This is a genomic window from Burkholderia sp. BE12, from assembly GCF_002959955.1.
GTDB lineage: Bacteria > Pseudomonadota > Gammaproteobacteria > Burkholderiales > Burkholderiaceae > Burkholderia.
The window spans coordinates 1-22112 of sequence record NZ_PREY01000002.1 but is presented as its reverse complement, the minus strand read 5'-3'; the positions used below and the strand labels follow the sequence as shown (position 1 = coordinate 22112).

The window sequence follows — 22112 nt, the reverse complement described above, 5'->3', positions numbered from 1 at the left end:
GTGTGGCCCCCACTCGTCGCTGTTCGTATCGCGTGTCGTGTCTAACGTGTCATCGGCTCGATCGCGGCACGCACCGCGTCGATCACATCGGCCCAGTTGTGGGGCGCCGTCTGGCGAAAGAGGCGCGCGGACGCATACCACGGACTGTCGTCGCGCGCACGCATCCAGCGCCACTCCGGCGGATCCGGCAGCAGCACCCAGACGCGCGCGCCCAGCGCACCCGCCAGATGCGCGATCGCGGAATCGACCGCGATCACGAGATCCAGCGCGCCGATCAGTGCCGCCGTATCCGCGAAGTCGCCGAGTTCGTCGTCGACGCACAGGATCGGGGCCTCCGCGAGCAGCGGCTCGTCGTGTTCGTGCACCGACTGTTGCAGGCTGAACCAGTCGACGTCGAGATCGAACAACGGCGCGAGCCGTGCGAAATCGATCGACCGGTTGCGATCGTCCCGATGCTCCGGATTACCGGTCCATGCGAGCCCGATCCGCGGCCGGCGGCGTGCGCCGAGCCGAGCGTCCCACTGGCGCGTACGCTGCGGGTCCGCATGCAGGTACGCGGCGGGGCTCGGAATGGTGTCGGTTTCGGTGCGAAACGCATGCGGCAGGCTCGGCAGCGGCACATGGCAGTCGAATGCTGGCAGCGGCTCGCCGCGCGCGATCACGCGGGGTGCACCGGCGAGCGATGCCATCAGCGCGCGCATCGACGGCTGCACCTCGAGCACCACGCGTGCACCGCGCGCGGCGACGAGCGACACATAGCGGCAGAACTGCAGCGTGTCGTCGAGGCTCGGCTCCGCATGGATCAGGATCGTCTTGCCGTCGAGCGGTTCGTCGCCGCGCCACACGGGCTGCGTGAACGGCCGCGCATGACTCGCGAGCTGCGCATCGCGCAGCCGCCATTCGTACCCAGGCCAGCCGCGCGCGAAGTTGCCTTCCGTCAGGTACAACGAGGCACGCGCGCAATGCGCGCCGGAGAAATCGGGTTGCAGCGCGATCGCGCGGTCGTAAGCGGCCAACGCATCGTCCGCCTGCCCCATGTCGGCAAGCAGGTTGCCGCGGGCCAGCCAGTTCGTCGCGTGATCGGGGCTCAGCGCAAGCGCACGATCGAGCGAAGCGGCTGCGTCATCGTATCGGTGCAGCGCCTGCAGCACGCTGCCGCGATTCATCCACGCGTCGGCGAAGTCCGCGTCGAGCGCCAACGCGGCATCGTAGCTGGCGAGCGCCGCGTCGAAACGCTTCAGGTAGCGCAGCGCCGTGCCGCGGTTGCACAGCGTGTCGGCCGCGCGCGGATCGATGTCAAGCGCACGCACGTAGCTGTCGAGCGCGTCGTCGTAACGCTCGAGCTGCAGCAACGCGTTGCCGCGGCTCGCGAGTGCGCGGGCATGGGCCGGATCGACTGCCAGCACACGTTCGCAACGTGCGAGCGCTTCGTCCGCACGGCCGAGCCGTTCGAGCACGGCCGCACTGTCGCAGAGCGCGTCGAGCCGCGCGGGATCGGCTGCGATCGCCTCGTTGAAGGCAGCAAGCGCTTCGTTGAGGCGGTCGAGATCGGAGAGCGTGCGGCCGCGCTCGGCCATGATCGCGACCACACCCGGCCGGATCGAGTTGGCGCGATCGAAGCAATGCAGCGCGTCGGCCGCGCGCCGCAACTCGCGCAACACGAGACCGCGGTTGAACCACGATTCGAACGAACGCGGATCGACCATCAGCGCGCGGTCGTAGGTGTGGAGCGCCTCGTCGAGGCGGCCAAGCGCACGCAGCGCGCCGCCGCGATTGCACAGGGCGTCGAGCACGAGCGGCGACACCGCGAGCGCGTGATCGAACGATGCCAGCGCGTCGTCGTAGCGGCGTAGCCCGATCAGCGTATTGCCGTGACGCACGAGCGTCTGCACGTCGTCGGGCGCCGCGCGCAGCGCGGCCGCGAAATGCTCGAGCGCCTCGCCGGCACGGCCGCGCTCGCCGGCGATCGCGCCGAGATCCGACAGCACGCGCGTGCCGGGTGCGATCGCGATCGACTGGCGCAGCAACGCTTCGGCAGCGTCGGCCGCGCCGCGCTGGAACTGCAGCACGCCGTACAGGTGCAATGCCTGGGGGTTGTCCGGCTCCTTCTCGAGCACGGCGAGATACTCGCGCGCCGCGTCGTCGAACCGTCCGGCGCTATGCCAGTTTTGTGCGCGGCCCAGGATCGCCGCAGATTGCCGTTGACCGCGCGCGTCGAGTCCCGACGCGCCCGCGTGTGCATCATGCCGGTGCTCGACCGTCACGTTACCCCCTTCCCGTTTGCCGATGCCGCCGCTGGCCCGGTTCAATGGAACCGGTCGCGATGGTCATCCTCGCCACGAGACTAACGGACGGGTAATAACAGACGTATGACGAAAGTTACGGACCATTTTGCCCGGGGGACGGATCGCGTTCCGCGCGGTGAGCCAGCCGCGCCGTCGTCACTGGCCGATAGGGATCGTCCGCACGTATTCGACGGCCGGCGCGCCCATCGTGATCGCGAAGCGCACGCCGCGCGGCAGCGGCATGCCGAGCGACGTGATGTTGCTCACGCCGTGCTGGGCGAGAAACTGCGCATAGCTCTGCTCGATGACGGTCTGGCTCGTCGTCCATCCGCCCGGCGGAATCCACACCGAAAGCTGCATCGTCCGCGCATCGTTGCTGACCACCACGCGCGCGAACGCATCCATGTGCTGCAACGCGTCCTCCACGTCGGCCAGCGACGCAAGCGGCTGCGACGCGCTGCGCACGAGCTCGCGCCCCTTGAGCTGGTAGCGCACGACCTGCATCTGCGCCGGTCCGCCGCCGACGCCGAGATGGCGCACCATCACGAGTTCGTTCGGCCGGATGCGCAGCGGCGGCCCGAACACCTCATCAGCGGTCACGAGGTTAATCAGGTCGAACTGCAACTGGGAGAAATAGCGGCCGAGCAGACGCGTTTGCGCCAGATTCGACGCGATATCGTCGCGCCCGCGAATCGTCGCGTCGAGGCCGCGCCACGACAGCAGCGCGATCACGGCGAGCAGCGCGATCGCGACCAGCATCTCGATCAGCGTGAAGCCGCGAGCGCGTCCGGCCCCGCGACGTTCAGCGGCGCGCTTCATTCTGGATCACCGTGACGACTTCGGCGAGCACGTTGCGGCTCGATACGGACGGATAGACGCTCACCGTCACGCGCCGCACGAGCGGGCTCGGCAGCGCGGCCACCGACTGGCGGCACACGAAACGGTAGCGGCCCTGCGGGCACGCGAACGTGTTCGCGCCGACGGACGGCCAGGTCGATGCGATGCGGATCTCGCCGAGCGCGTTGTCGGCGCTCCACAACGCGAGCAGACGCATGCGCGCCATGTCGGTGTCCGACGCGAGCGCGCCGATGGCGCGCATCACGGCGCCCAGCGCCACGGCCACGATCGCCAGCGCGATCAGCACCTCGATCAGCGTGAATCCCCGTTCCGGCGCCCGCGTCGGGCGCGGTCCGCCGCGCGCATCGCGGTGGTAGTCGGTTCTGTCGTCGCACATGACCTGCATCATTCTCGTCGATGGGTCGGCGTCCGGCGGTCGAACCGCGGCGCAGGCCGCATCGCCGGCGCGACGGACGCCGTGCTCGGACGTTAAGCGCGACGTATGGCACGCACGTGTCGAATGGTACGGACCATTTGGCGCGGCGGGCGCGGACGCACAGGCGCGCCGGCCCGCGCGATGCGCGCATCGCGCAGGGCAAAAGACTGAAAAACGGGAAACGATCGGGAAAGCACCGCCCGGCAGCGAGCGGCCAACGGTGAAGACGATCCTCGGGCGGGATCGCCGCGACGGCGTCAGGCCATCACGGCGGCGTCATATTCGGCGCGGGCGAGCTGGCCAGCGGCGTATGCCTCGGCTTCGCCGCGAAAGCCTTCCCGGCTGAACGCCACGACTTTCACGCCGACGCCGGTCGCCCGCTTCACCGTCAGCGCCCATTGCCATCCGCCGTCTTGCTCGAAGACGTGCAGCGAGGGTGCGAAGGAAGGGTCGAGTACGGTCACGCGTTTGCTCCTGCCCCGTTGCGCGCTGCATCGGCAACGCGCGGAGGCATGTCGAAAAGGTCGCGCCGGCACACCGACGCGTTTCTGTCATTCCATAGTTTATTCAAGAATTGTTGCGACGCACCATCAGAGGTTTCACTCATCTATCGGAACCGGGCGGTCGATCGAATCTACCTGAAAGCCTTGCGGGACGGGCCTCAGCGCCGCGTCGAGCCGCCCGGCATCGCGTTCGTGCGGCAACGTGCCGCACGCCCGGCCAATTGCTTGCATCACCCTTTCGTGGATCAAGAAAACGGGGCGCGATCTATTCGCCCATCATCGACACGCGCCGAAAGGTCAGGTTCACGCGTTCGCCCTGCAGGGCCGGCGCCTTCGGCACGCGGTGCTGCCATTCGGCCTGCGTGCGGCCGCGCATCACGAGCAGGCTGCCATGCACGAGGCGGTACGCATGCGTGACGCCGGTCGCGCGATGGCGAAGATCGAAGACGCGCATCGCGCCGAGGCTCACCGACGCGATCACCGGCGCATCACCGAGTTCGGGTTCGTTGTCCGCGTGCCAGCCGAGGCTGTCCAGCCCGTTGCGATAGCGATTGAGCAGCACGCTGTTGAAACGCACGCCGCACGTCGCCTCGACCGCATGCTTCAGCCCGAACACGGCCGGCGTCCATGGCTCGGGGACGTTGCGGATGCCCGAGTACACGTACACGGCATCCGGGTCGCCCTGCCACGCGGTGAGCCGCGGCAACGGAATGCGTCCGCGCGGCGTGCGAATCGTGTCCTGCCGCCAGGCCACCTCGTCGACGAGCGCGGCCAGCGCGCGATCGGCGTCGGGCGGCGCAAGCCAGTCCGGGTACCAGTCCACGTCCGGCACGGGCGTATCAGCGAAGAGATCGGGCGTCGACATGTCGGCAGGAACGCGTGAGGAACGGAGCGAACGGAGCATGTCTGCATACTAGCCAACGGCGCCGGGCACCGCCATGCGCTTTCATTCGCCGCCGCAACGAAGCCGCCGTGCACCGCGATACGCGTTCGTGTCGCGTCACGGCCGCCCTCCGCCATCTGCTAGCCGCGCGTCAGTCGAATCAGCGCGATCTCGGACGGCACGCCGAAGCGGTTCGGCGGCCCCCAGTAGCCGGTGCCGCGGCTGGTATACAGCCACATGTCGCCGAAGCGATTCAGCCCGCCGATCACCGGCTGCTGCAGTCGCACGAACGGCGGCCACGGCAGGAACTGGCCGCCATGCGTGTGCCCCGACAACTGCACGGTAAAGCCCGCCCGGTTCGCCGCTTCCGCGCTGCGCGGCTGGTGCGCGAGCAGGATCTTCGTGCCGACGTCGCGCGGCGCACCGGCCAGCGCCTGCGCGGGGTCGCTGCGATGGGCGGGATCGAATCCGCCCGCCGTGAAGTCGGTGACGCCCGCGAGCACCGCCTGTGCGCCGCCGCGCTCGATCAGCACGTGCTCGTTCAGCAGCACCGTCAACCCGATACGGCGAAACTCGTCGATCCACGCGTGCGCCCCCGCGTAGTACTCGTGGTTGCCCGTCACGAGGAAGGTGCCGTGCCGCGAGCGCATCTCGCCGAGCGGCGCCGTGTGTTCGCGCAGGCGCTTGACCGAACCGTCCACCACATCGCCCGTCACGACCACCAGGTCGGCGTCGAGCGCATTGACCGCGCGCACGATCCGTTCGATGTAGGGCCGCTTGATCGTCGGCCCGACGTGAATGTCGGACAGTTGCACGATCGTCAGCCCGTCGAGCGCGGCCGGCAGCCCCGCGACCGGAATCGACACGCGCTTGACCGCCGCCGTGCGGCGCGCGCCGACGAACCCGATCGCGGTCACGAGCACCGCGGCCGCCAGCACACCGAGCGCCGTGTCGGGCGCGGCGCCGCTCCACGCGCCGTCATGCCCGAGATGCCGCCACGCGAGCACGCCGAGCAGCACGATTTCGCGCAGGAACGTCAGCACCAGCAGCGACGAGAAGAAGCCCATCGCGAGCGCGCCGGCCCAGCCGAACAGCGTCGCCGCCCACCCTTCGTCGAAGCGGCGCGAGAACATGCCGACCGGAATCAGGACGATGAAACTCGCCAGCACGAGCACCGCGATCGTGCGCGCGAGCGGCGACACGAACGCATCGGGAATGATCCGTATCCCGACGTACAGATGGAACAGCACGCCGATTGCAATGAACCGGACAAAGAAACTTCGCATGGAACGTTCACCTTCGTTGCACTACCGCGTCCGCGACAAGCGTCGCACCGGCCGCGATGCCCGGTGCCGCGCGTCGCGCCATACGCACGATGGTACACAGATCCCGGCCGCGACGACGGGTCGCGGCCGGCGGTGCGGCGCCGTGCGGCTCTGTGGAGCTTCGCCCGATAATCGGCCATCCGCCCGCCGCCGCGTCCATGCATCGACGTCGTTCGTCGCGACGCTCGACCACGACTTCATCGGCCTGCACGAAGCGAGCACGATCCACGCCTTCCTGAAACGCGCGACCGCCGACATGCAGCGCATGCCGCGCCGACGCATCCGGGTCAGCAACTTCGAGGCGGCCTGCCGGATGATCGAGGCGAACGTCGGCGTGCTGCCCGAAGGCACCGCGCGCCGTCTTGTTAAGACGATGGCGCTGCGCCTCGTCGCGCTCGAAGGCGACGGGGCCGAGCGTGAGTTGCCGATCTGCGTAGCCGACGCCGATGCGCTGCCGCGATTCGCATGCGATCTCGTCGACCTGCTCGTCGAGGATGTGCGCAGTCGCTCCGGACTGACCAGATTCGGATAGGTTCGAGCAGCAATCGGCGATTTGCGCGCCGATTCCACTGCGTCGGCATGGCAAATCCCGTTGCGTAATTTCGTCTGACGATCCTTTACAGTCCGTTAGCAACCCTACGCGAGCAGATGCCGGCAGAATCTCGGCGGTCCGGCCATCGCTGCCGACCCGCTCTGCGGGACCGTCCGGCATGACCGGCGGCGCGACCAGGGGCCAGCCTCGCCCCATGCCGCGAACGCGTGCCGGATCGCTGGCGATCCGCATCGCGCTGATTTATGATCGGCTCCGTATCCCGGAATCGTCGTCGCGGCGACGATCCGCATTGCGCCGCGCCCGGCATCCACCCTCAACGTCGAGCTCGTCACACCATGAGAAAAACAACGCCGCGCGCGCCTCTGCGCGTCGCTGCCGTCCTGGCGTCAGCCCTGCCGCTCGCGGGCTGCGCATCGCGCGGCGCGCCGTCCTACGTGCTGTTCGGCGCGTACTTCCCGCTGTGGCTCGTCAGCGCGATCGTCGGCATCGTCGGCGCAATCGTCGCGCACCGCGTGTTCGTCGCGACCGGCTGGGCCGCGACGGTGCCGTACCAACTTGCCGTCTGCACCGCGATCGGGCTCGTGGTCGCCGTGATCGTCTGGCTCACCGGCACGGGGCCGTTCGCATGAAGGCCGCCGGCATCGCCCGCCCCTCCGTCAAAGGCCGCGTGATCGCGCTCGCGATCGTCGCGCTCGGCATCGCCGCGCTCGCCTACGCGTACCACCGCACGACGGCCTACCCGTCCACCGACGACGCGTCGATCGATGCAGACGTCGTGCACGTCGCGTCGCCGGTCGGCGGCCGCATCGTGCAGCTCGCGGTGCATGAAAACCAGCGCGTCGCGAAAGGCGATCTGCTGTACGTGATCGATCCCGTGCCGTACCGGCTGACCGTCGCGCAGGCGCAGGCCGATCTCGAACTCGCGCGCGCGTCGCTCGACACACGCCGCCGCTCGCTGATCGGCGAGCGCTCGAACGCGTCCGTCGCCGCCGAGCAGGTCAAGCGCGCGACGCAGAACCACGATCTCGCGACGCGCGACGTGAACCGGCTCGCACCGCTCGCCGCGCAGGGCTACGTCAGTGCGCAGCAGTTCGACCAGGCGAAGGTGCGCCAGCGCGACGCGTCCGTCTCGCTCGCGCAGGCGCAGGAGCAGCAGCGCGCGTCCGCGCAGACGATCGGCGACGACGCCGACGCGATCGCGACGCTGCATGCACGCGAAGCCGCGCTGGCCCGCGCGCAGCATGCGCTCGACGATACGGTCGTGCGCGCGCCGCACGACGGGCTCGTGACGGGCCTGAGCGTGCTCCCCGGCGAAACCCTCGCGCCGAACCAGTCGATCTTCACGCTGATCGACGCGAGCGAATGGTTCGCGGTCGGCAATTTCCGCGAGACGTCGCTCAACCGCATCGCGGTCGGCGACTGCGCGACCGTCTATTCGATGATCGACCGCGACCGCCCGATGACGGGCAAGGTCGTCGGCATCGGCGCCGGCATCGCGGACAGCGACCGCATCAACCTGCCGCGCTCGCTGCCGATCGTGCAGCGCTCGGTGAACTGGGTGCACGTCGCGCAGCGCTTCCCCGTGCGCGTGAAGCTCGACGAACCCGACGGCAAGCTCGTGCGTGTCGGCGCGAGCGCGATCGTCGAGGTCCGGCATGGCTCAGCCTGCCGCTGAGGTCCGCTCGCCGGGCCCGCGCGAAGTCCTGCGGCTGCTCGCGACGTTTCCGGGGCGCGCGGCCATGGCCGTGCGCGTCGCGCTGATCTGTGCGCTCGTGGTGCTCGTGACGAGCGGATACGGCACGCCGGAAGCCGCGATTTCCGCGTATGTCGTGTTCTTCCTGAATCGCGCCGATCGCGTGACGAGCGCCCTGCTCGCGGTCGCCATGCTGCTGCTCGTCACGCTCGTGATCGCGCTCGTGATCGGCGTCGCGATCTTCAGCATCGAGTATTCGGTGCTGCGCGTCGCGTGCATGGCCGTGCTGTCGGTCGGCCTGCTCTACCTGACGTCCGCCAGCAAGCTGCGCCCCATCGGCGCGATCCTCGCGATGATCGTCGGCTTCGGGCTCGACCAGCTCGGCCTGGCGCCGGTCGGCGAAGCGGCAACGCGCGCGCTGCTCTATGCATGGCTGATGGTCGCGATCCCGGTCGGCGTGGCGATCGTCGTCAACCTGCTGATCGCGCCGTCGCCGCGCACGCTCGCGCACGCGCAGCTCGCGAAGCGGCTGCGGCTCGCCGCGCGGCGGCTGCGCGGCGACGACGACGCGCGCGCCGCGTTCGACGCAAGCCTGCGCGAAGGCGACAAGCAGTTGCTCACGTGGCTCAAGCTGTCGAAGCTCGAAGGCTCGTCGTCGGGCGCCGATGTCATCGCGTTGCGGCAGGCCGTCGCGTCGAGCACCGCGCTGCTCGTCGCGGTCGCGCTTGCGGATCGCGAACCGGAAGCGCGGCTGCCCGACGCATTCGCCACGCCGATCGCGACGACGCTCGACGAGATGGCCGCGATCCTCGAACAGGGCGGCTATCCGGTCGACGTGACGCTCGCGCTGCCGGCCGCCGATGCACTGCCGCCGCTCGCGCGCGTCGTCGCGACGGACCTGCACGCCGCGATCACGCAGTTCGCGCAACCGCCCGCAATCGACGCATCGGCCGACACCGCCGATACCGCCGACACCCGCGCCGCCGACGAACCGGCGGAAGCCACCGCACCACCCGCCCCGCGCGGCGGCTTCTTCGCACCGGACGCGCGTACCAACCCCGACCACATCCGCTATGCGCTGAAGACGACGGCCGCCGCCATGTTCTGCTACCTGCTGTACTCGCAGCTCGACTGGTCCGGCATCCATACCTGCTTCATCACCTGCTACATGGTATCGCTCGGCTCGACGGCCGAAACGGTCGAGAAGCTCACGCTGCGCATCGCCGGCTGCATCGTCGGCGCGCTGATCGGCACCGCCGCGCTCGTGTTCGTCGTCCCGTCGCTGTCGTCGATCGGCGAACTGATGGCGCTCGTCTTCGCCGGCGCGTGGCTGTCCGCGTGGGTCGCGTTCGGATCGCCGCGCATCGCGTACGCGGGTTTCCAGATCGCGTTCGCGTTCTTCCTGTGCGTGATCCAGGGCGCGGGCCCCGGCTTCGACCTGACGCTCGCGCGCGATCGCACGATCGGCATTCTGCTCGGCAACGTCGTCGTGTATCTCGTGTTCACGCGCATCTGGCCGGTCAGCATCGCCAAGCAGATCGACACGACGCTCGCGGCGCTGCTCGACCAGTGGCGCCGCGTGGCGCAGATCGCGCAGCCGGCCGAACGGCGCGCGCTGGCCGCCGAAGCGTTCGCCCGCCACGGCGCGATCTCGCAGGAACTCGGCCTGATCCATTACGAACCGTCGTGGGTGCGGCCGGCCGCGACGTGGCTCGCCACCCGGCGGCGCGCGCTCGCGGAACTCGGTGCGATCGAAGGCCCGCTGTTCCTGCTCGCCGAACGCAAGCCCGGCGACGCGGCGATCGGCGCGCGACTCGCGCGTGTGACCGCGCCGGGCGACGACGAGACCGCGCCCCGCACGAATGCCCCGACGGCACCGTCGGGCGCCGCCCCCACCGACCCCGCGCGCGACGCGCTGCTGAACCTGATCGACACGCGGCTCGCCCATATCGCCGACGCCGCCCGTCAAGCCACACCGAAGGAGCCCGCCCCTCATGCGTCTACCTGAACCGCCGGCCGCCTCGATCGCCGCCGCCGCCCTCGCGACCGCCGTCGCGCTGGCCGGCTGCGCGACGTCGTCGATCGATCTGGCGCCGGAGGCGTCCGACCGCCCGTGGCAGCCGCAAACGTCGGCCGCGGGCGACATCGTGGCGGCGCCGCCGCGCGCTTCCGCGCAAGGTGCACACGACTACACGCTGCCTGCATCGCCGGCGCTCGCGTCGGTTTCGGCGCCGGCCGCGCTCGATGCCGCGCATGCGTACACGCTGCCCGAACTGATCGATCTCGCGGAATCCGCGAACCCGCTGACCCGCATCGCATGGAACGACGCGCGCAACGCGGCGCTCGCGGTCGGCCTCGCCAAGTCCGCGTATCTGCCGCGCCTGTCGGCGACGGCAATGGGCGCGTACCAGGCGAACCACGGCTCGACGTCGACGATCCTCGGCGATTCGTCCAGCAACACCACCGTGCACGGCACGATTTCGGCGCTGTCGCTGCAATGGCTGCTGTTCGATTTCGGCGGCCGCGCGGCGCGCGTCGAAGCGGCCGAACAGGCATCGATCGCTTCCAACGTCGCGTTCACGGCCGTGCACCAGCAGGTCATCCACGACGTGACGGTCTCCTATTACCGCTACGACGCCGCACGCTCGCGCGCCCTCAGCGCACGACAGGGCCTCGCGAACGCGGATGCGATCCTCGCGGCGTCCCGCGCGCGGCTCAAGCACGGCGTCGGGACGGTCGTCGAGCTCGCCCAGGCGACGCAGAACCGCGCGCAGGCGAACCTCGCGCTCGTGCAGGCGAACGGCGCCGAAAGCGACAGCTACCTCGCCCTCGTCTCCGCGCTCGGCATCTCGCCGCTGTCGAAGCCGACGATCGCCGCGCTGCCGAAGCGGTCGCTGCCGCCCGCGCTCGGTTCGTCGGTCGACGCGATCGTGTCGGACGCGATCGCGCGCCGTCCCGATCTGCAGGGCGCGTTCGCGGTCGAAAAGGCCAATCGCGCGAAGATCAAGGCGGCGCAAGCCGCGTTCATGCCGAAGATCTTCCTGTCCGCGTCGACGTCGTATGCGAGCGGCGGCACGGCCATCTCCGCGCTGCCCGCGATCGGCGACCAGGCGCCGACCGTCAACCTGAACGGCAGCCGCTACGGCGGCGGCGTGTTCCTCGGCGTGACGATCCCGCTGTACGACGGCGGCCTGCGCTCGGCCGTGCTGATGCAGGCGCGCAACGACGCGGAAAGCGCATCCGCGCGCCTCACGCGGACCAAGGAGGAAGCGGTGCGCCAGGTCGTCGCCGCGCAGAACGCGGTGCAGACGAGCCTGGCGTCGCACGATGCCGCGAAGGCGCTCGTCGATGCCGCGCAAACGAGCTACGACGCGGCGCTGACCGCGTACCGGAACGGCGTCGGCTCCGTCACCGACGCGACGATCGCGCAAAGCCAGTTGCTCGCCGCGCGCAACGCGGAAGTCGACAGCTATGCCGGCGCATTGTCGGCCGCCGCCGCGCTCGCGCTCGCGACGGGCACGATCGGCTCGGCGCGGTAGCGCCGCCGCAAGGCGGTTGACGCGGGCGCGCGCCGCCCACTAGAATGCCGCCCATTCTTCCTTCAGGAACCATCGTGGACAGTTGCAGCACTCCGCTGCGTGCGCCGCTTGCCGCCTGAACGCCTGTCCGCCGCAGTTCTCCTGCCCCGGCTCGCGTTCCGCGAGCCGCACGCCATCCGTTTCACATTGAATGACGCATTCGCGCGGTACAGTACCGCGCGATGACGGCCATCGCCGCGTCGCCTTCGGCCTGCGCCGCGGCGACACGAGCCGGCATGCGCTTCTTGCACGGCAGGACAACCATGACTTTCGATTTCGCACTCCGTCTTTTCACCGCGTTCGCCTGCGGCGTCGCCATCGGCCTCGAGCGCCAGATGCGCCAGCGCACGGCCGGCCTGCGCACCATCACGCTCGTCGCGAGCGGCGCGTGCCTGTTCGTCACGCTCGGCGTGCTGACCGGCAACGGTGTCGCGGGCGTCACGCAGATCGCCGCGTACGTCGTGTCGGGCGTCGGCTTTCTCGGCGGGGGCGTGATCATGCGCGACAAGGGTTCGATCCAGGGCATCAACACGGCCGCGACGCTGTGGTGCTCGGCCGCCGTCGGCGTGCTGTCCGGCTCCGGTCACTACGTGCCCGCGCTCGCCGGCACGGGCGTCGTGCTGCTCACCAATACGGTGCTGCGCGGCGTCAGCCAGGCCATCAACGCGACGCCCGTCTCGAATGCCGACCTCGTGCGCGAATACCAGATCACCGTGATTTGCCTCGCCGCCGACGAAGTGCACATCCGCACGCTGCTGTCGAACGCGATGTATGCGAAGCCGCTGTCGTTCCAGAGCCTCACGAGCGAGGACGTACCCGAGCAGCCAGACCGGCTGAAGGTGACCGCGACGCTGAAGCTGCATCCGAAGGATCAGCAGAAGCTCGAGCAGATCGCGAGCCGGATGAGCATGGAAAAAAGCATTTCCAGCGTGAGCTGGACCGCGAAGGAAGCGGAGCCGATGATGGAATGAGCCGCGACGGCGGCCGCCGCATCCGGCGCCGCCGTCGCATCACGTCACGTCACGTCAGGGCGCTTCGATGAGCCCGGCCGAGATCGCCTTGACGACCGCCTGGACCTTGTTGGTCGCGCCGAGTTTCTCGAGGATGTTGTTCACGTGGAAGTTGACCGTCCGCTCCGAGATGCTGAGGATCTGGCCGATTTCGCACGCGGTCTTGCCCTCGGCCGTCCAGCACAGCACCTCGCGCTCCCGCGCGGTCAGCGTGACGCCCGCCGCGGGCGACAGCTTCGGCACCATGAAGCGGCTCATCAGCGAATGCGACAGGTTCGCGAGCCAGTTCGTCTGCAGCGTCAGCATGTTGATCTCGGCCGGCGTCAGCCGGTCGGCATGACGGGCGATGCTCAGCAGGCCGAACGCGCCGCGCGCCGCCCAGCTCGACTGCGCGACGCCCACCGACAGTCCGAAATCGCGCGCGTCCTGCCACAGCGGGCATGGGTCGATGTTATCGACGTCGGGCCAGACGATCATGTTGGTGCTGAGCGCGCCATCGCGGACCGTCGAGTCGATCTCGATATAGTTCCGCGCCTGATAGTGCGCCATCCAGCCGCCCGGATAGGTATTGAAGATGGCGACCGCCGGCTTCGAAACGGGCAACGGTACGCGAATGCCGTAACAGCAGTATTCGAATCCCAGCCGCTTGGAATAGGCGGCGATCCGCTGGAAGAGCTGCTGCTCGTCTTCCGCGGCGCTGAATTGTTGATAGGCATCCTGCCAGCGCAGTTCCATTCTTTCTCCGACAACGTCACGCTGTCATACTTGTCAGGTTCCAGCACCCGTTCGAGGCTGATACATTCCGCGCATGACCTCACCCTTGCTGCACCCTGTCCCCGGCCCGTCCCCGGACGGCTACGTACGCCTGTCAGAAGGCGCACTGGCCACGCTCGTGCTCGACCATGTCGCGAGCGGCCTCGATCCCTCGCTGCTGGCCGAACTGCGCGACAACGCGATCGACGCCCGCCTCGCCGGCTATACCGAATGGCATCGCGCGGCCGGTGCCGGCGTCGCATACGTGACGGTCGGCTGGGACTGGTACCTCGAACGCGCGACGGGCACGTTCGTGATCGCGGGCGGCGACGTCCGCAGCAACGTGATGGCCATCGACGCCAGGGGCGCCGACATCGGCATGTTCCGCACGGCCGCCGCGCTCGCCGCGCGGCTCGCCGCCATCGACTGGCCTGCCGCGGTCGCGTCGGCTCTGCTCGGGCACAACGACGCCTATCATGCCGGTCCGACGCTTCAGTGACAACCGGCCGCGCATTCCTCTGACGATTTTGCGAGACTGGCGCTCTTTATAAGCAAAAGCGGTCCGGTTTTCAATCCCGTCGATCAAGAAACCGTTACCACCACGCAAATGGCGTCTTTACGCCGTCACCCTGTAAGAGTTACCAGTTACAGGCTCCTCGTGCCGCGCGCTGTAATGGATGCATACAAAAGCACAGATCCGAGGACATCCATGCAGACCTTCGTTCACGAGGAAGGGCGGTTGCCACACGAACTCGCGGTGGATCTCGGGCGCTATCGGCGCCGCGTGTTCGTCGAACAGCTCGGTTGGGCGCTCCCATCGGCGAACGAAAGTTTCGAGCGTGACCAGTTCGATCGCGACGACACCGTCTACGTGTTCGCGCGAAATGCCGACGGCGACATGTGCGGATGCGCGCGCCTGCTGCCGACGACGCGCCCGTATCTGCTGAAGTCGCTGTTCGCCGACCTGGTCGCCGAGGACATGCCGCTGCCGCAATCGGCCGCCGTGTGGGAGTTGTCCCGCTTCGCGGCGACCGACGACGAAGGCGGCCCGGGCAACGCCGAGTGGGCCGTGCGCCCGATGCTTGCTGCCGTCGTCGAATGCGCGGCGCAGCTCGGCGCGCGACAGCTGATCGGCGTGACGTTCGCGAGCATGGAGCGGCTGTTCCGCCGGATCGGCATACACGCGCACCGTGCAGGCCCGCCGAAGCAGGTGGACGGACGTCTGGTGGTCGCGTGCTGGATCGACATCGATCCGCAAACGTTTGCGGCATTAGGAATCGAGCCGGGGCTAGCCGCCCGGCCAGCTATCGCCGCCTGAGCCGGAACGCACGTTTCCGTCCGGGCGGCATCGTAACGAAGGAGAATCAACGTGGACCAGTCCCAGGTCTTTCGCGCGATGATGCCCGGGTTGACGAGCACCAGCGGCGCCCGCATCGCGGTCGCCTATCCGTCGTTTCCCAGGCCGTTGCCGCTCGTGCGGCTCGATCGCCGCGGGCTCGTGTTTCGTGCCGCCGGCGCCGCGCCGCTCGTGTGCGGGCTGCCGCGCCCGGCCACCCTGCTGGTCGCGGACGAGCCGCTGTGCTCGCTGCGCCTCGTGATCCGCGACATCCTCGCGACCGGCGACGGCCGGCACGACCTGACGATGCAGCCGTCTGGCGCCGCCGGCGACGAATTGCTGTGGCACGCGTTGCGCGATCGCGAGCCGTACCGGCGGATCCGGCATCCGCTCGCGCCGGTCGATCTGCCCATCGCGATCGACCGCGAGCCGCATGCGGCGGCCGGCGAACCCGCCGCGCGCCCGTCGCGCAGCGCGGCTTTCCGCCTGCCGTGCCACAGCGACGCGCTGTTCTTCGCCGACTGGCTCGAATATCACTTCGACGAACTACGCGCGCTATCGCAACAGCACGGGCCGCAACTGCAGCTCAATCAGCTCGAACGACAGGTTGACGATGACGAAGTCGGCGTGCGTTTCGTCTACCACATCGACGGGCATGCGACGCGGCACGCATTGACCGACTGCGCGCGCGAGGCATGTGCATGGATCGAGACGGAGATGCGCAGCAAATACGCGCTGCCCGTCGCGCAAGAGCGGTTCGGCGCGTTCGCGGCGCACGCACGGGGTGCCGGCATGTGAATGAGGCCATGCCGCGCACCGCCATGCGGCATGCCGCGCGCGGGCAGGTTGTGCGGATACAACGAAGGGCTTGCAAGCGTCCGGGTTTTCCCTTAAATTTACGTCTGTCTCCTCCATGTCTCCAAACATGGATTCAGCCCGCTCAAGCAGCGGGCTTTTTTATTGCCTGCGTGGATTGCGGGGCCACATCATTTTCCGTTCCGGCTAGCCCGTCGGACGCGCGCCGGCTGGGCGTGGCCAATAGTGAAGCGCCGCACATATCAGCACGACCGCCACGACCACTATCAGCAGCAGGTACAACCACCCCTTCCTGGTCGACGGCAGGTCCGTCACGGCGCCAACGTCGCCCGTCAGCGCCGCCAACACGACCACCGCGAGCCCGGCCAGTATCAACGTCCCCTTTGCCACCCATCCGAAAGCAGCCTCGAGTCCGGCCGCCCATCGCGACTGACGATACGGTCCGGTAATCGGCCGACGAAGATCGGGCTTACCCATTCGTCATCTCCCTACCGGCATGCGCGTATCCGCGCGTCGTGCGGCAGACGCTGCGGAACACATGAATTCGAATGTTGTGCAGATGAGTAGCCGCTGCGACGCGGCGTGCACACACTGGATCGAGAAGCGTCATGTTTTTTCTTTCGCGAGACGAGGCTCGACAATTCGATCCGTTTGGTCAGGCCGAATCGATATCGTTCGATACGACGAGTATCGCCGGAAACACGATCCGCTCGCGTCGCCCAATCGGGATCGGCCGGCTTATCATTGACCGGCCCGCCACTTCCCGCCGAGGTCACCTTGCACGCCCATTTGCGCATTGCCCGCCCGGTCAGTAACCTCGCCCGCACCGAGCGCATGTATCGCGACGCCCTCGATCTGTCGGTACTGGCGCGCTTCGAAGATCACGACGGCTTTTCCGGCGTGATGCTCGGACGCGAAGGCCTCGACTATCACTTCGAGTTCACGCACTGCCCCGATCATCCGATCGCGCCGTCGCCGACGCCCGAAGACCTGATCGTGTTCTACCTGCCCGATCGTCCGGAATGGGAAGCCGCGTGCGAGCGCGCGACCGCACACGGCTTCATGCCGGTGACGTCGTTCAATCCGTACTGGGAAATATCAGGCCAGACCTTCGAGGATGCCGATGGCTACCGGATCGTGTTGCAGAACGGCACGTGGCGCTGACAGTCAAACGCGCGTGAGCCGTTACGAGCCGGCGTGGCTGCCGGGGGCGGTAACACGTCCGCATTCGCGGGTCGCCAACGACGCAGCGTCGGCGTTCTGCATCGACTCGATGGCGTGATCGTCACGGGAGTACGGAATGGACGGACGCCGCGCGCGATGCAGCTGATGTCACGGATCCGGAATCGGAATTGGAACGAATGAGGAGGGAATCGAGATCGTCGCTTGTATCGGCGACGATCGGACAAACAGATGACGAGAAACGGGCGCCGGCGCGCCCGTTCTGGTTACTCGTTTTCTTCGAAGTAATGTCCGAACTTCGTCTGCTTCGTGCGGATATAACGCTCGTTTTCCTCGCGCACGGGCACCGCGAGCGCCACACGCTCGCAGACGGGAATACCGTGCTTCACGAGCGTATCGAACTTCTTCGGATTGTTGCTCATCAGCCGCACCGACGTCACGCCGAGGATGCGCAGGATCGCAGCGGCCGAGTCGTATTCGCGGGCGTCGTCGGGCAGGCCGAGATCGAGGTTCGCCTCGACGGTGTCGCGCCCCTGCTCCTGCAGCGCGTACGCGCGGATCTTGTTGCTCAGGCCGATGCCGCGGCCTTCATGGCCGCGCAGATACAGCAGCACGCCGCGGTCTTCGGCCGCGATGTAACGCAACGCGAGATCGAGTTGCTCGCCGCAATCGCAGCGGTACGAGCCGAACACGTCACCGGTCAGGCATTCGGAATGCAGCCGGGTCAGCACGGACTGCTCGCCGGTCACGTCGCCCATCACGAGCGCGAGATGTTCGGCATCGCTGCCCGATACGCGAAACGCGTATGACGTGAACGTACCGTAGCGCGTGGGCAGCGACGCGGTGGCAACGAGCGTCACGCACTCGTCGGCCTGGCCATTGCCCGGCGTGGGCGATTGGGGACGCGAAGACATCATGAATTCAATCGAAACGTTCAGGAATGTAGGAGTTGTGTGGATGGTGCGTGACGGGAGTTTACCGCTAATCTGGAAACGTCACGCGACTGCCGCCGCCCGCCCGGCTATACTGGGCTCACCGGGTGACGCGCATCACGCCCCGCCTGCCCTGCATCGACCTGCACACGGAGAAAGCGAATGAGCACGACTGTCGCGCAGATTCTCAAGGCCAAGCCGGATTCGGGCCGCACCATCTATACCGTCACGAAGACCGATCTCGTCTACGACGCCATCAAGCTGATGGCCGAAAAAGGCATCGGTGCTCTGCTGGTCGTGGACGGCGACGACATTGCGGGCATCGTCACCGAGCGCGACTACGCGCGCAAGGTCGTCCTGCAGGACCGCTCGTCGAAAGCCACCCGCGTCGAGGAAATCATGACGGCGAAGGTGCGCTACGTCGAACCGTCACAATCCACCGACGAGTGCATGGCGCTGATGACTCAGCACCGGATGCGCCACCTGCCCGTCCTCGACGGCGGCAAGCTGATCGGCATCATCTCGATCGGCGACCTCGTGAAGAGCGTGATTGCCGATCAGCAGTTCACGATCAGCCAGCTCGAACACTATATCCACGGCACGCCCACCGTCACGTCCGCCTGATTCGCCCCAGCAAAAAAGGCCCAAACGCATCAGCGTCTGGGCGGAAAGCCGCCGGCATGCGGCGACGGAGGTTCTGCTCCTGCGGGCGAACGACGCGCGCCACCGGCGCGCGTCTCGTCAATTCAGCGGTGCGCTCGGGCAGACCCGGCGAACGTTCAATCAGTTACCGAAGTAGACCGAGTTCACGGGATTCGGCGCTTCCCGCGTCGCCCGGCGGCCGCCTTGCGCGGCACCCGTCGCCACGGCACCGTAACCGCTCGTGTCCGCTTGCGCGAGCATCGGCTGGTTCGGCTGGATACGCTGCTCGGCGGCCTGGACGTTGCTCGGATATTGCGAATCGCTCGCCAGCGGCTTGTAGCCGTTCTGCTCGAGTTGCACGAGTTCGGCCTTGACCTGATCGCGGGTCAACCCCTGCTCGGACTGCGCGAACGATGCAATCGGAGCGGCAAGGACGGATGCGGCGATGGCTGCGTAGATGATCGACTTCATGATTTACCTCCGGAATATGTTCTCTTTTGACGTCGCCTCGGCAGGACTCTGTCTGAAGCGATTGAATTCAGTGTAGTGCGCGCGATTCCAAGGGGAAACCCTTAGTTTGAATATACAGCGTTGCGTTTTTGGAAAAAATCGCCCACTGTTTCCGGACAGGGCCGTTGCAACTTGCTTCATCTACACAACAATCGCTGACGAAAGGCCAACAGTCAGATCACATGGCCGGAAGGTTGTGTTGTAGAATCGTAAGGTTTTATTCGCCAGTCGATAGTCCATCCACCATGTACGCGCTCACGCCCCCTTCGGTTTCAACGTCCGGCCCGGCCGGCGTGCGCGCGCGCGCCGGCCAGCCGGCGCATCCCCTCGCTCGACGCACGGCCCAGGCGCCGCTCGCCCCTGCCCGGCGCCTGATCTGACCGCTCGGTCTCCACCCGGAGCCAGGTTAGACAGGCTCCGGGCGATCCTCATAGGCACGCCACGCCTGCCCCTGCCGATCATTTGGAGAACCACCATGAAACAACGCCTTTACCAGCTGACCGAACTCGACGTCGCTCGCCTCGAAAAGCACGCCGAGCACAACCCGCGCTTTCAGACGATGCTCGACACGCTGCTCGAACGCGCCGATATCGTCCAGCCCGACGCCATCAAGGCGAACGTCGTCACGATGAACTCGCAAATCACGCTGCTCGACGAAGCAACCCAGGAACAGGCTACCTGGACGATCGTTTATCCGGACGCCGCCAACCTCGAACTCGGGCGCCTGAACGTCTTCTCGCCCGTCGGCATGGCGCTGCTGGGTACGCAACGCGGCCAGATGGTCAAGGTGATGCAGCCGAGCGGCGCCGAAAAGCTGATGAAGGTTGCCGAGATCGTGTTCCAGCCGGAAGCCAATGGCGAATACACGCGCTGAGCCATCGGCAACCAGCGCCGCGACGCGGGCGCAGAACGAAAAAAGCGAGGCACCGGCCTCGCTTTTTTGTGTCCGGACGATCCGGATTCCCGTCATCGCATTCGGAAGACGAAAAAAAGGCGCCCGAAGGCGCCTTTTCGATGCTGCGAAGCGGGTTACCCCGCCCGTCACGCTTAGAAGCGGTGACGCAGACCAACCGTTGCTGCGGTTTGGTTGATCGACGAGCTCGGCAGCGTGCTGTTGTCGCCGTTGTAGATCGACGCGCCAATGCCGTTCTTCGCTGCACGCTGGTACACAGCTTGTGCGTAGACGTCCGTGCGCTTCGACAGTGCGTAGTCAGCTTGCAGACCGAACTGGTTCCAGTGCGTGCTGCCGTTGTTGATCTTCGCGTTCGTGTACGTGTAAGCAGCACCCAGGCCGAGAGCCGGCGTCAGGTTGTACTTTGCGTTGACTTCATAGTTGTCGGTGCGCAGCGTGCCCAGACCGACTGCGTTGTTGTCGAGGCGTGCTTGCGTCCATGCAGCGCCGACTTGTGCCGGGCCGAATGCGTAGCCAGCAGCAGCACCGTACGTGCGGACGCGGCCTTGGCTAGCGATGCCACCGATCACCGACGACGTCGCGCCGTTTGCGTTCGTACCGTCACCCAGGTTCGCTTGCGAGTATGCAGCAGCCAGCTTCAGACCTTGGAACTGGTATGCAGCACCTGCGCTGTACGCACGGTTGTTGCCGAAGTTCGTGTTGTTCGAGAACGAGTACGTGCCGCCGAATTGCAGGCCAGCGTAGTTCGCGCTCGTGAACTTGATCGTGTTGTTCGCTGCGACGTCGCCGTTCGTGCTGAGGCGATCGAGGTTCAGCGGGTGCGCGAAGTACGTGCCGCCCCACGAGCCCGTTGCCGTCAGCGGCGCCAGGTAGTCTTGCGTTGCGTCATACTGCTTACCCAGCGTGACCGTGCCGTACTGGCTCGACAGGCCAACGAAAGCCTGGCGGTTGAACATGCCGCCGTTGCCGTTTGCGAAGCGGCCGTTACCGATGTTGAAGCCGCTTTCCAACGTGAAGATTGCCTTCAGGCCGCCACCGAGGTCTTCCGAACCACGCAGGCCGAAGCGGCTCTGGTCAACGCCCGAACCCATCGACCAACGCGACTTGCCAGCTTGGCCGAGTGCCGGCTGGACGTTGCTTTGGTAGGTGATGCCTGCGTCCAGCACGCCGTACAGCGTGACGCTGCTTTGCGCGTGAGCGACGGTAGCGAACGATGCTGCAGCTGCTGCAACGATCAGAGTCTTGTTCATTCGTGGAGCTCCCTTCTAAAAAGAGGCAGGTCTCGCGACCTTGTTCATAAACGGTCTTCAACCGCCCGGGAGCGCCATCGGTCCTGCTGGCGGCGCCCGGATAGTTGCCCGTTTGGGAACCGTGAGTTTAGGGGTGTACCCTAGGGGAGCGATCCGCAAATAAAGAAATAAGCTTTTCCAGAACTAGAAATAATGAAAGTGGGGCCGCGTCATAAGTATTTGTTTTAACGTTTGTTTTTGACTTCTTGACGGGGCCTTTTTGGAGGCTTTCATCGCACCATTCTTACATGTCATCGTCTTGACGGTTGCATAGAAACAACAAACGGATTCGGTTCAGCACCCCAAATCGGAAATTTGTACCTAATCCGACCTCGAATATTGGCCGTCCCGCATCTAAAAACATCCCCGTCGACCCTAAACGGGGGCCACGCGCGTGTCACCGCGAGATCCCGTCAGCCGTCAGAAAGGGAAAGGCGGTTCGCGCCTGCCGTGACACTCGGTAACAGCCTTGACCGCCCGCGTAACCCGGCGGGCGTACCGGCAGGCTAATGTAAGGTGGTCTCGAATACAGAACAGGAACCGCGATGAATCGACGCTCGCTGCTGCGCGCCATCGGATTGACCGCCGCCTTTGTCGGCACCGGCTGGCTGCGCGCCGCCTCGGCCCAGCCCGCCC

The 22112-nt window shown here is 67.0% G+C and carries 23 protein-coding genes; 12 read left to right on the top strand and 11 right to left on the bottom strand.

What is annotated here, in order from left to right:
• Positions 1-41: 41 nt before the first annotated feature.
• From C4B30_RS02225 to C4B30_RS02200, 6 genes are all read right to left on the bottom strand, one after another.
• Positions 42-2264, bottom strand: coding sequence for a tetratricopeptide repeat protein (locus C4B30_RS02225; RefSeq protein WP_105131770.1), 2223 nt, complete (start codon positions 2262-2264; stop codon positions 42-44).
• Between the two features lie 177 nt (positions 2265-2441).
• Entirely contained in the window at positions 2442-3104 is a 663-nt protein-coding gene (locus C4B30_RS02220) for a PulJ/GspJ family protein (RefSeq protein ID WP_089501987.1), read from the bottom strand.
• Complete coding sequence (gspI, locus tag C4B30_RS02215) at positions 3088-3519, bottom strand: type II secretion system minor pseudopilin GspI (RefSeq protein WP_105131769.1); 432 nt, start codon at positions 3517-3519, stop codon at positions 3088-3090. The genes C4B30_RS02220 and gspI overlap by 17 nt, the downstream gene beginning before the upstream one ends.
• A 296-nt stretch (positions 3520-3815) precedes the next feature.
• Positions 3816-4022 (bottom strand): hypothetical protein, encoded by a 207-nt coding sequence (locus C4B30_RS02210; protein WP_027780993.1) that lies wholly within the window; start codon positions 4020-4022, stop codon positions 3816-3818.
• 304 nt (positions 4023-4326) lie between these two features.
• Entirely contained in the window at positions 4327-4926 is a 600-nt protein-coding gene (locus C4B30_RS02205; protein WP_199779030.1) for an alpha-ketoglutarate-dependent dioxygenase AlkB family protein, read from the bottom strand.
• 158 nt (positions 4927-5084) lie between these two features.
• Complete coding sequence (locus C4B30_RS02200; protein ID WP_105131582.1) at positions 5085-6230, bottom strand: metallophosphoesterase; 1146 nt, start codon at positions 6228-6230, stop codon at positions 5085-5087.
• Between C4B30_RS02200 and C4B30_RS02195 the strand changes: the two genes are divergently transcribed.
• From C4B30_RS02195 to C4B30_RS02165, 6 genes are all read left to right on the top strand, one after another.
• Positions 6160-6801 carry a LysR substrate-binding domain-containing protein gene (locus C4B30_RS02195; RefSeq protein ID WP_105131768.1) on the top strand — a complete coding sequence of 214 codons (642 nt, stop codon included), beginning with the start codon at positions 6160-6162 and terminating at the stop codon, positions 6799-6801. The two genes, C4B30_RS02200 and C4B30_RS02195, sit on opposite strands and share 71 nt — an antisense overlap.
• 356 nt (positions 6802-7157) lie before the next feature.
• Positions 7158-7451: a hypothetical protein gene (locus C4B30_RS02190; protein ID WP_105131581.1), complete on the top strand. Its 294-nt coding sequence runs from the start codon at positions 7158-7160 to the stop codon at positions 7449-7451.
• Entirely contained in the window at positions 7448-8497 is a 1050-nt protein-coding gene (gene mdtN, locus C4B30_RS02185) for a multidrug transporter subunit MdtN (RefSeq protein ID WP_089501990.1), read from the top strand. Before C4B30_RS02190 ends, mdtN begins: the two co-directional genes overlap by 4 nt.
• Entirely contained in the window at positions 8478-10523 is a 2046-nt protein-coding gene (locus C4B30_RS02180) for an FUSC family protein (RefSeq protein ID WP_105131580.1), read from the top strand. The genes mdtN and C4B30_RS02180 overlap by 20 nt, the downstream gene beginning before the upstream one ends.
• The gene (locus tag C4B30_RS02175) at positions 10510-12054 is read left to right on the top strand and encodes a TolC family protein (RefSeq protein WP_105131579.1); all 1545 of its coding nucleotides are present in this window, start codon (positions 10510-10512) and stop codon (positions 12052-12054) included. The genes C4B30_RS02180 and C4B30_RS02175 overlap by 14 nt, the downstream gene beginning before the upstream one ends.
• A 302-nt stretch (positions 12055-12356) precedes the next feature.
• Positions 12357-13064 (top strand): MgtC/SapB family protein, encoded by a 708-nt coding sequence (locus C4B30_RS02165; protein ID WP_027780999.1) that lies wholly within the window; start codon positions 12357-12359, stop codon positions 13062-13064.
• A 54-nt stretch (positions 13065-13118) separates the two neighbouring features.
• Here the strand turns inward: C4B30_RS02165 and C4B30_RS02160 are convergent, their stop codons facing one another.
• Positions 13119-13838: an autoinducer binding domain-containing protein gene (locus C4B30_RS02160; protein WP_027781000.1), complete on the bottom strand. Its 720-nt coding sequence runs from the start codon at positions 13836-13838 to the stop codon at positions 13119-13121.
• Between the two features lie 73 nt (positions 13839-13911).
• Between C4B30_RS02160 and C4B30_RS02155 the strand changes: the two genes are divergently transcribed.
• The 3 genes from C4B30_RS02155 (at position 13912) to C4B30_RS02145 (ending at position 15990) form a co-directional block, all read left to right on the top strand.
• The gene (locus tag C4B30_RS02155) at positions 13912-14355 is read left to right on the top strand and encodes a DUF4902 domain-containing protein (RefSeq protein WP_089501993.1); all 444 of its coding nucleotides are present in this window, start codon (positions 13912-13914) and stop codon (positions 14353-14355) included.
• A 210-nt stretch (positions 14356-14565) separates the two neighbouring features.
• A complete protein-coding gene (locus C4B30_RS02150) occupies positions 14566-15174 on the top strand; it encodes an acyl-homoserine-lactone synthase (RefSeq protein WP_027781002.1) in 609 nt (202 codons plus the stop codon).
• 51 nt (positions 15175-15225) lie between these two features.
• Positions 15226-15990: a hypothetical protein gene (locus C4B30_RS02145; RefSeq protein WP_199779029.1), complete on the top strand. Its 765-nt coding sequence runs from the start codon at positions 15226-15228 to the stop codon at positions 15988-15990.
• 204 nt (positions 15991-16194) lie between these two features.
• On the opposite strand, the gene C4B30_RS02140 is transcribed toward C4B30_RS02145, so the two are convergent.
• Positions 16195-16485, bottom strand: a complete 291-nt coding sequence (locus C4B30_RS02140; protein WP_089501996.1) for a hypothetical protein — start codon at positions 16483-16485, stop codon at positions 16195-16197.
• Positions 16486-16785: 300 nt separating this feature from the next.
• Here C4B30_RS02140 and C4B30_RS02130 point away from each other — a divergent pair, with 300 nt between their 5' ends.
• Positions 16786-17172, top strand: coding sequence for a VOC family protein (locus C4B30_RS02130; RefSeq protein ID WP_027781005.1), 387 nt, complete (start codon positions 16786-16788; stop codon positions 17170-17172).
• 284 nt (positions 17173-17456) lie between these two features.
• On the opposite strand, the gene ribA is transcribed toward C4B30_RS02130, so the two are convergent.
• Positions 17457-18107: a GTP cyclohydrolase II gene (ribA, locus tag C4B30_RS02125; protein ID WP_006480964.1), complete on the bottom strand. Its 651-nt coding sequence runs from the start codon at positions 18105-18107 to the stop codon at positions 17457-17459.
• Between the two features lie 177 nt (positions 18108-18284).
• Here ribA and C4B30_RS02120 point away from each other — a divergent pair, with 177 nt between their 5' ends.
• Positions 18285-18746 (top strand): CBS domain-containing protein, encoded by a 462-nt coding sequence (locus C4B30_RS02120; RefSeq protein WP_027781007.1) that lies wholly within the window; start codon positions 18285-18287, stop codon positions 18744-18746.
• Positions 18747-18905: 159 nt separating this feature from the next.
• On the opposite strand, the gene C4B30_RS02115 is transcribed toward C4B30_RS02120, so the two are convergent.
• Positions 18906-19235 carry a DUF4148 domain-containing protein gene (locus C4B30_RS02115; protein WP_089501999.1) on the bottom strand — a complete coding sequence of 110 codons (330 nt, stop codon included), beginning with the start codon at positions 19233-19235 and terminating at the stop codon, positions 18906-18908.
• A gap of 514 nt (positions 19236-19749) precedes the next feature.
• Here C4B30_RS02115 and C4B30_RS02110 point away from each other — a divergent pair.
• Positions 19750-20148 carry a GreA/GreB family elongation factor gene (locus C4B30_RS02110; RefSeq protein ID WP_027781009.1) on the top strand — a complete coding sequence of 133 codons (399 nt, stop codon included), beginning with the start codon at positions 19750-19752 and terminating at the stop codon, positions 20146-20148.
• Positions 20149-20321: 173 nt separating this feature from the next.
• Here the strand turns inward: C4B30_RS02110 and C4B30_RS02105 are convergent, their stop codons facing one another.
• Positions 20322-21437, bottom strand: coding sequence for a porin (locus tag C4B30_RS02105; RefSeq protein ID WP_027781010.1), 1116 nt, complete (start codon positions 21435-21437; stop codon positions 20322-20324).
• Positions 21438-22112: the final 675 nt, after the last annotated feature.

What these genes read in the sequence shown, in the direction of transcription:
- C4B30_RS02180 (WP_105131580.1), top strand. Translation starts at nt 8,478, where the DNA reads ATGGCTCAGCCTGCCGCTGAGGTCCGCTCGCCGGGCCCGCGCGAAGTC.
- C4B30_RS02195 (WP_105131768.1), top strand. Translation starts at nt 6,160, where the DNA reads ATGATCCGTATCCCGACGTACAGATGGAACAGCACGCCGATTGCAATG.
- C4B30_RS02220 (WP_089501987.1), bottom strand. Translation starts at nt 3,104, where the DNA reads ATGAAGCGCGCCGCTGAACGTCGCGGGGCCGGACGCGCTCGCGGCTTC.
- C4B30_RS02165 (WP_027780999.1), top strand. Translation starts at nt 12,357, where the DNA reads ATGACTTTCGATTTCGCACTCCGTCTTTTCACCGCGTTCGCCTGCGGC.
- C4B30_RS02175 (WP_105131579.1), top strand. Translation starts at nt 10,510, where the DNA reads ATGCGTCTACCTGAACCGCCGGCCGCCTCGATCGCCGCCGCCGCCCTC.
- ribA (WP_006480964.1), bottom strand. Translation starts at nt 18,107, where the DNA reads ATGATGTCTTCGCGTCCCCAATCGCCCACGCCGGGCAATGGCCAGGCC.
- C4B30_RS02110 (WP_027781009.1), top strand. Translation starts at nt 19,750, where the DNA reads ATGAAACAACGCCTTTACCAGCTGACCGAACTCGACGTCGCTCGCCTC.
- C4B30_RS02105 (WP_027781010.1), bottom strand. Translation starts at nt 21,437, where the DNA reads ATGAACAAGACTCTGATCGTTGCAGCAGCTGCAGCATCGTTCGCTACC.
- C4B30_RS02150 (WP_027781002.1), top strand. Translation starts at nt 14,566, where the DNA reads ATGCAGACCTTCGTTCACGAGGAAGGGCGGTTGCCACACGAACTCGCG.
- mdtN (WP_089501990.1), top strand. Translation starts at nt 7,448, where the DNA reads ATGAAGGCCGCCGGCATCGCCCGCCCCTCCGTCAAAGGCCGCGTGATC.
- C4B30_RS02160 (WP_027781000.1), bottom strand. Translation starts at nt 13,838, where the DNA reads ATGGAACTGCGCTGGCAGGATGCCTATCAACAATTCAGCGCCGCGGAA.
- C4B30_RS02120 (WP_027781007.1), top strand. Translation starts at nt 18,285, where the DNA reads ATGAGCACGACTGTCGCGCAGATTCTCAAGGCCAAGCCGGATTCGGGC.
- C4B30_RS02115 (WP_089501999.1), bottom strand. Translation starts at nt 19,235, where the DNA reads ATGAAGTCGATCATCTACGCAGCCATCGCCGCATCCGTCCTTGCCGCT.
- C4B30_RS02205 (WP_199779030.1), bottom strand. Translation starts at nt 4,926, where the DNA reads ATGTCGACGCCCGATCTCTTCGCTGATACGCCCGTGCCGGACGTGGAC.
- C4B30_RS02190 (WP_105131581.1), top strand. Translation starts at nt 7,158, where the DNA reads ATGAGAAAAACAACGCCGCGCGCGCCTCTGCGCGTCGCTGCCGTCCTG.
- gspI (WP_105131769.1), bottom strand. Translation starts at nt 3,519, where the DNA reads ATGTGCGACGACAGAACCGACTACCACCGCGATGCGCGCGGCGGACCG.
- C4B30_RS02155 (WP_089501993.1), top strand. Translation starts at nt 13,912, where the DNA reads ATGACCTCACCCTTGCTGCACCCTGTCCCCGGCCCGTCCCCGGACGGC.
- C4B30_RS02140 (WP_089501996.1), bottom strand. Translation starts at nt 16,485, where the DNA reads ATGGGTAAGCCCGATCTTCGTCGGCCGATTACCGGACCGTATCGTCAG.
- C4B30_RS02200 (WP_105131582.1), bottom strand. Translation starts at nt 6,230, where the DNA reads ATGCGAAGTTTCTTTGTCCGGTTCATTGCAATCGGCGTGCTGTTCCAT.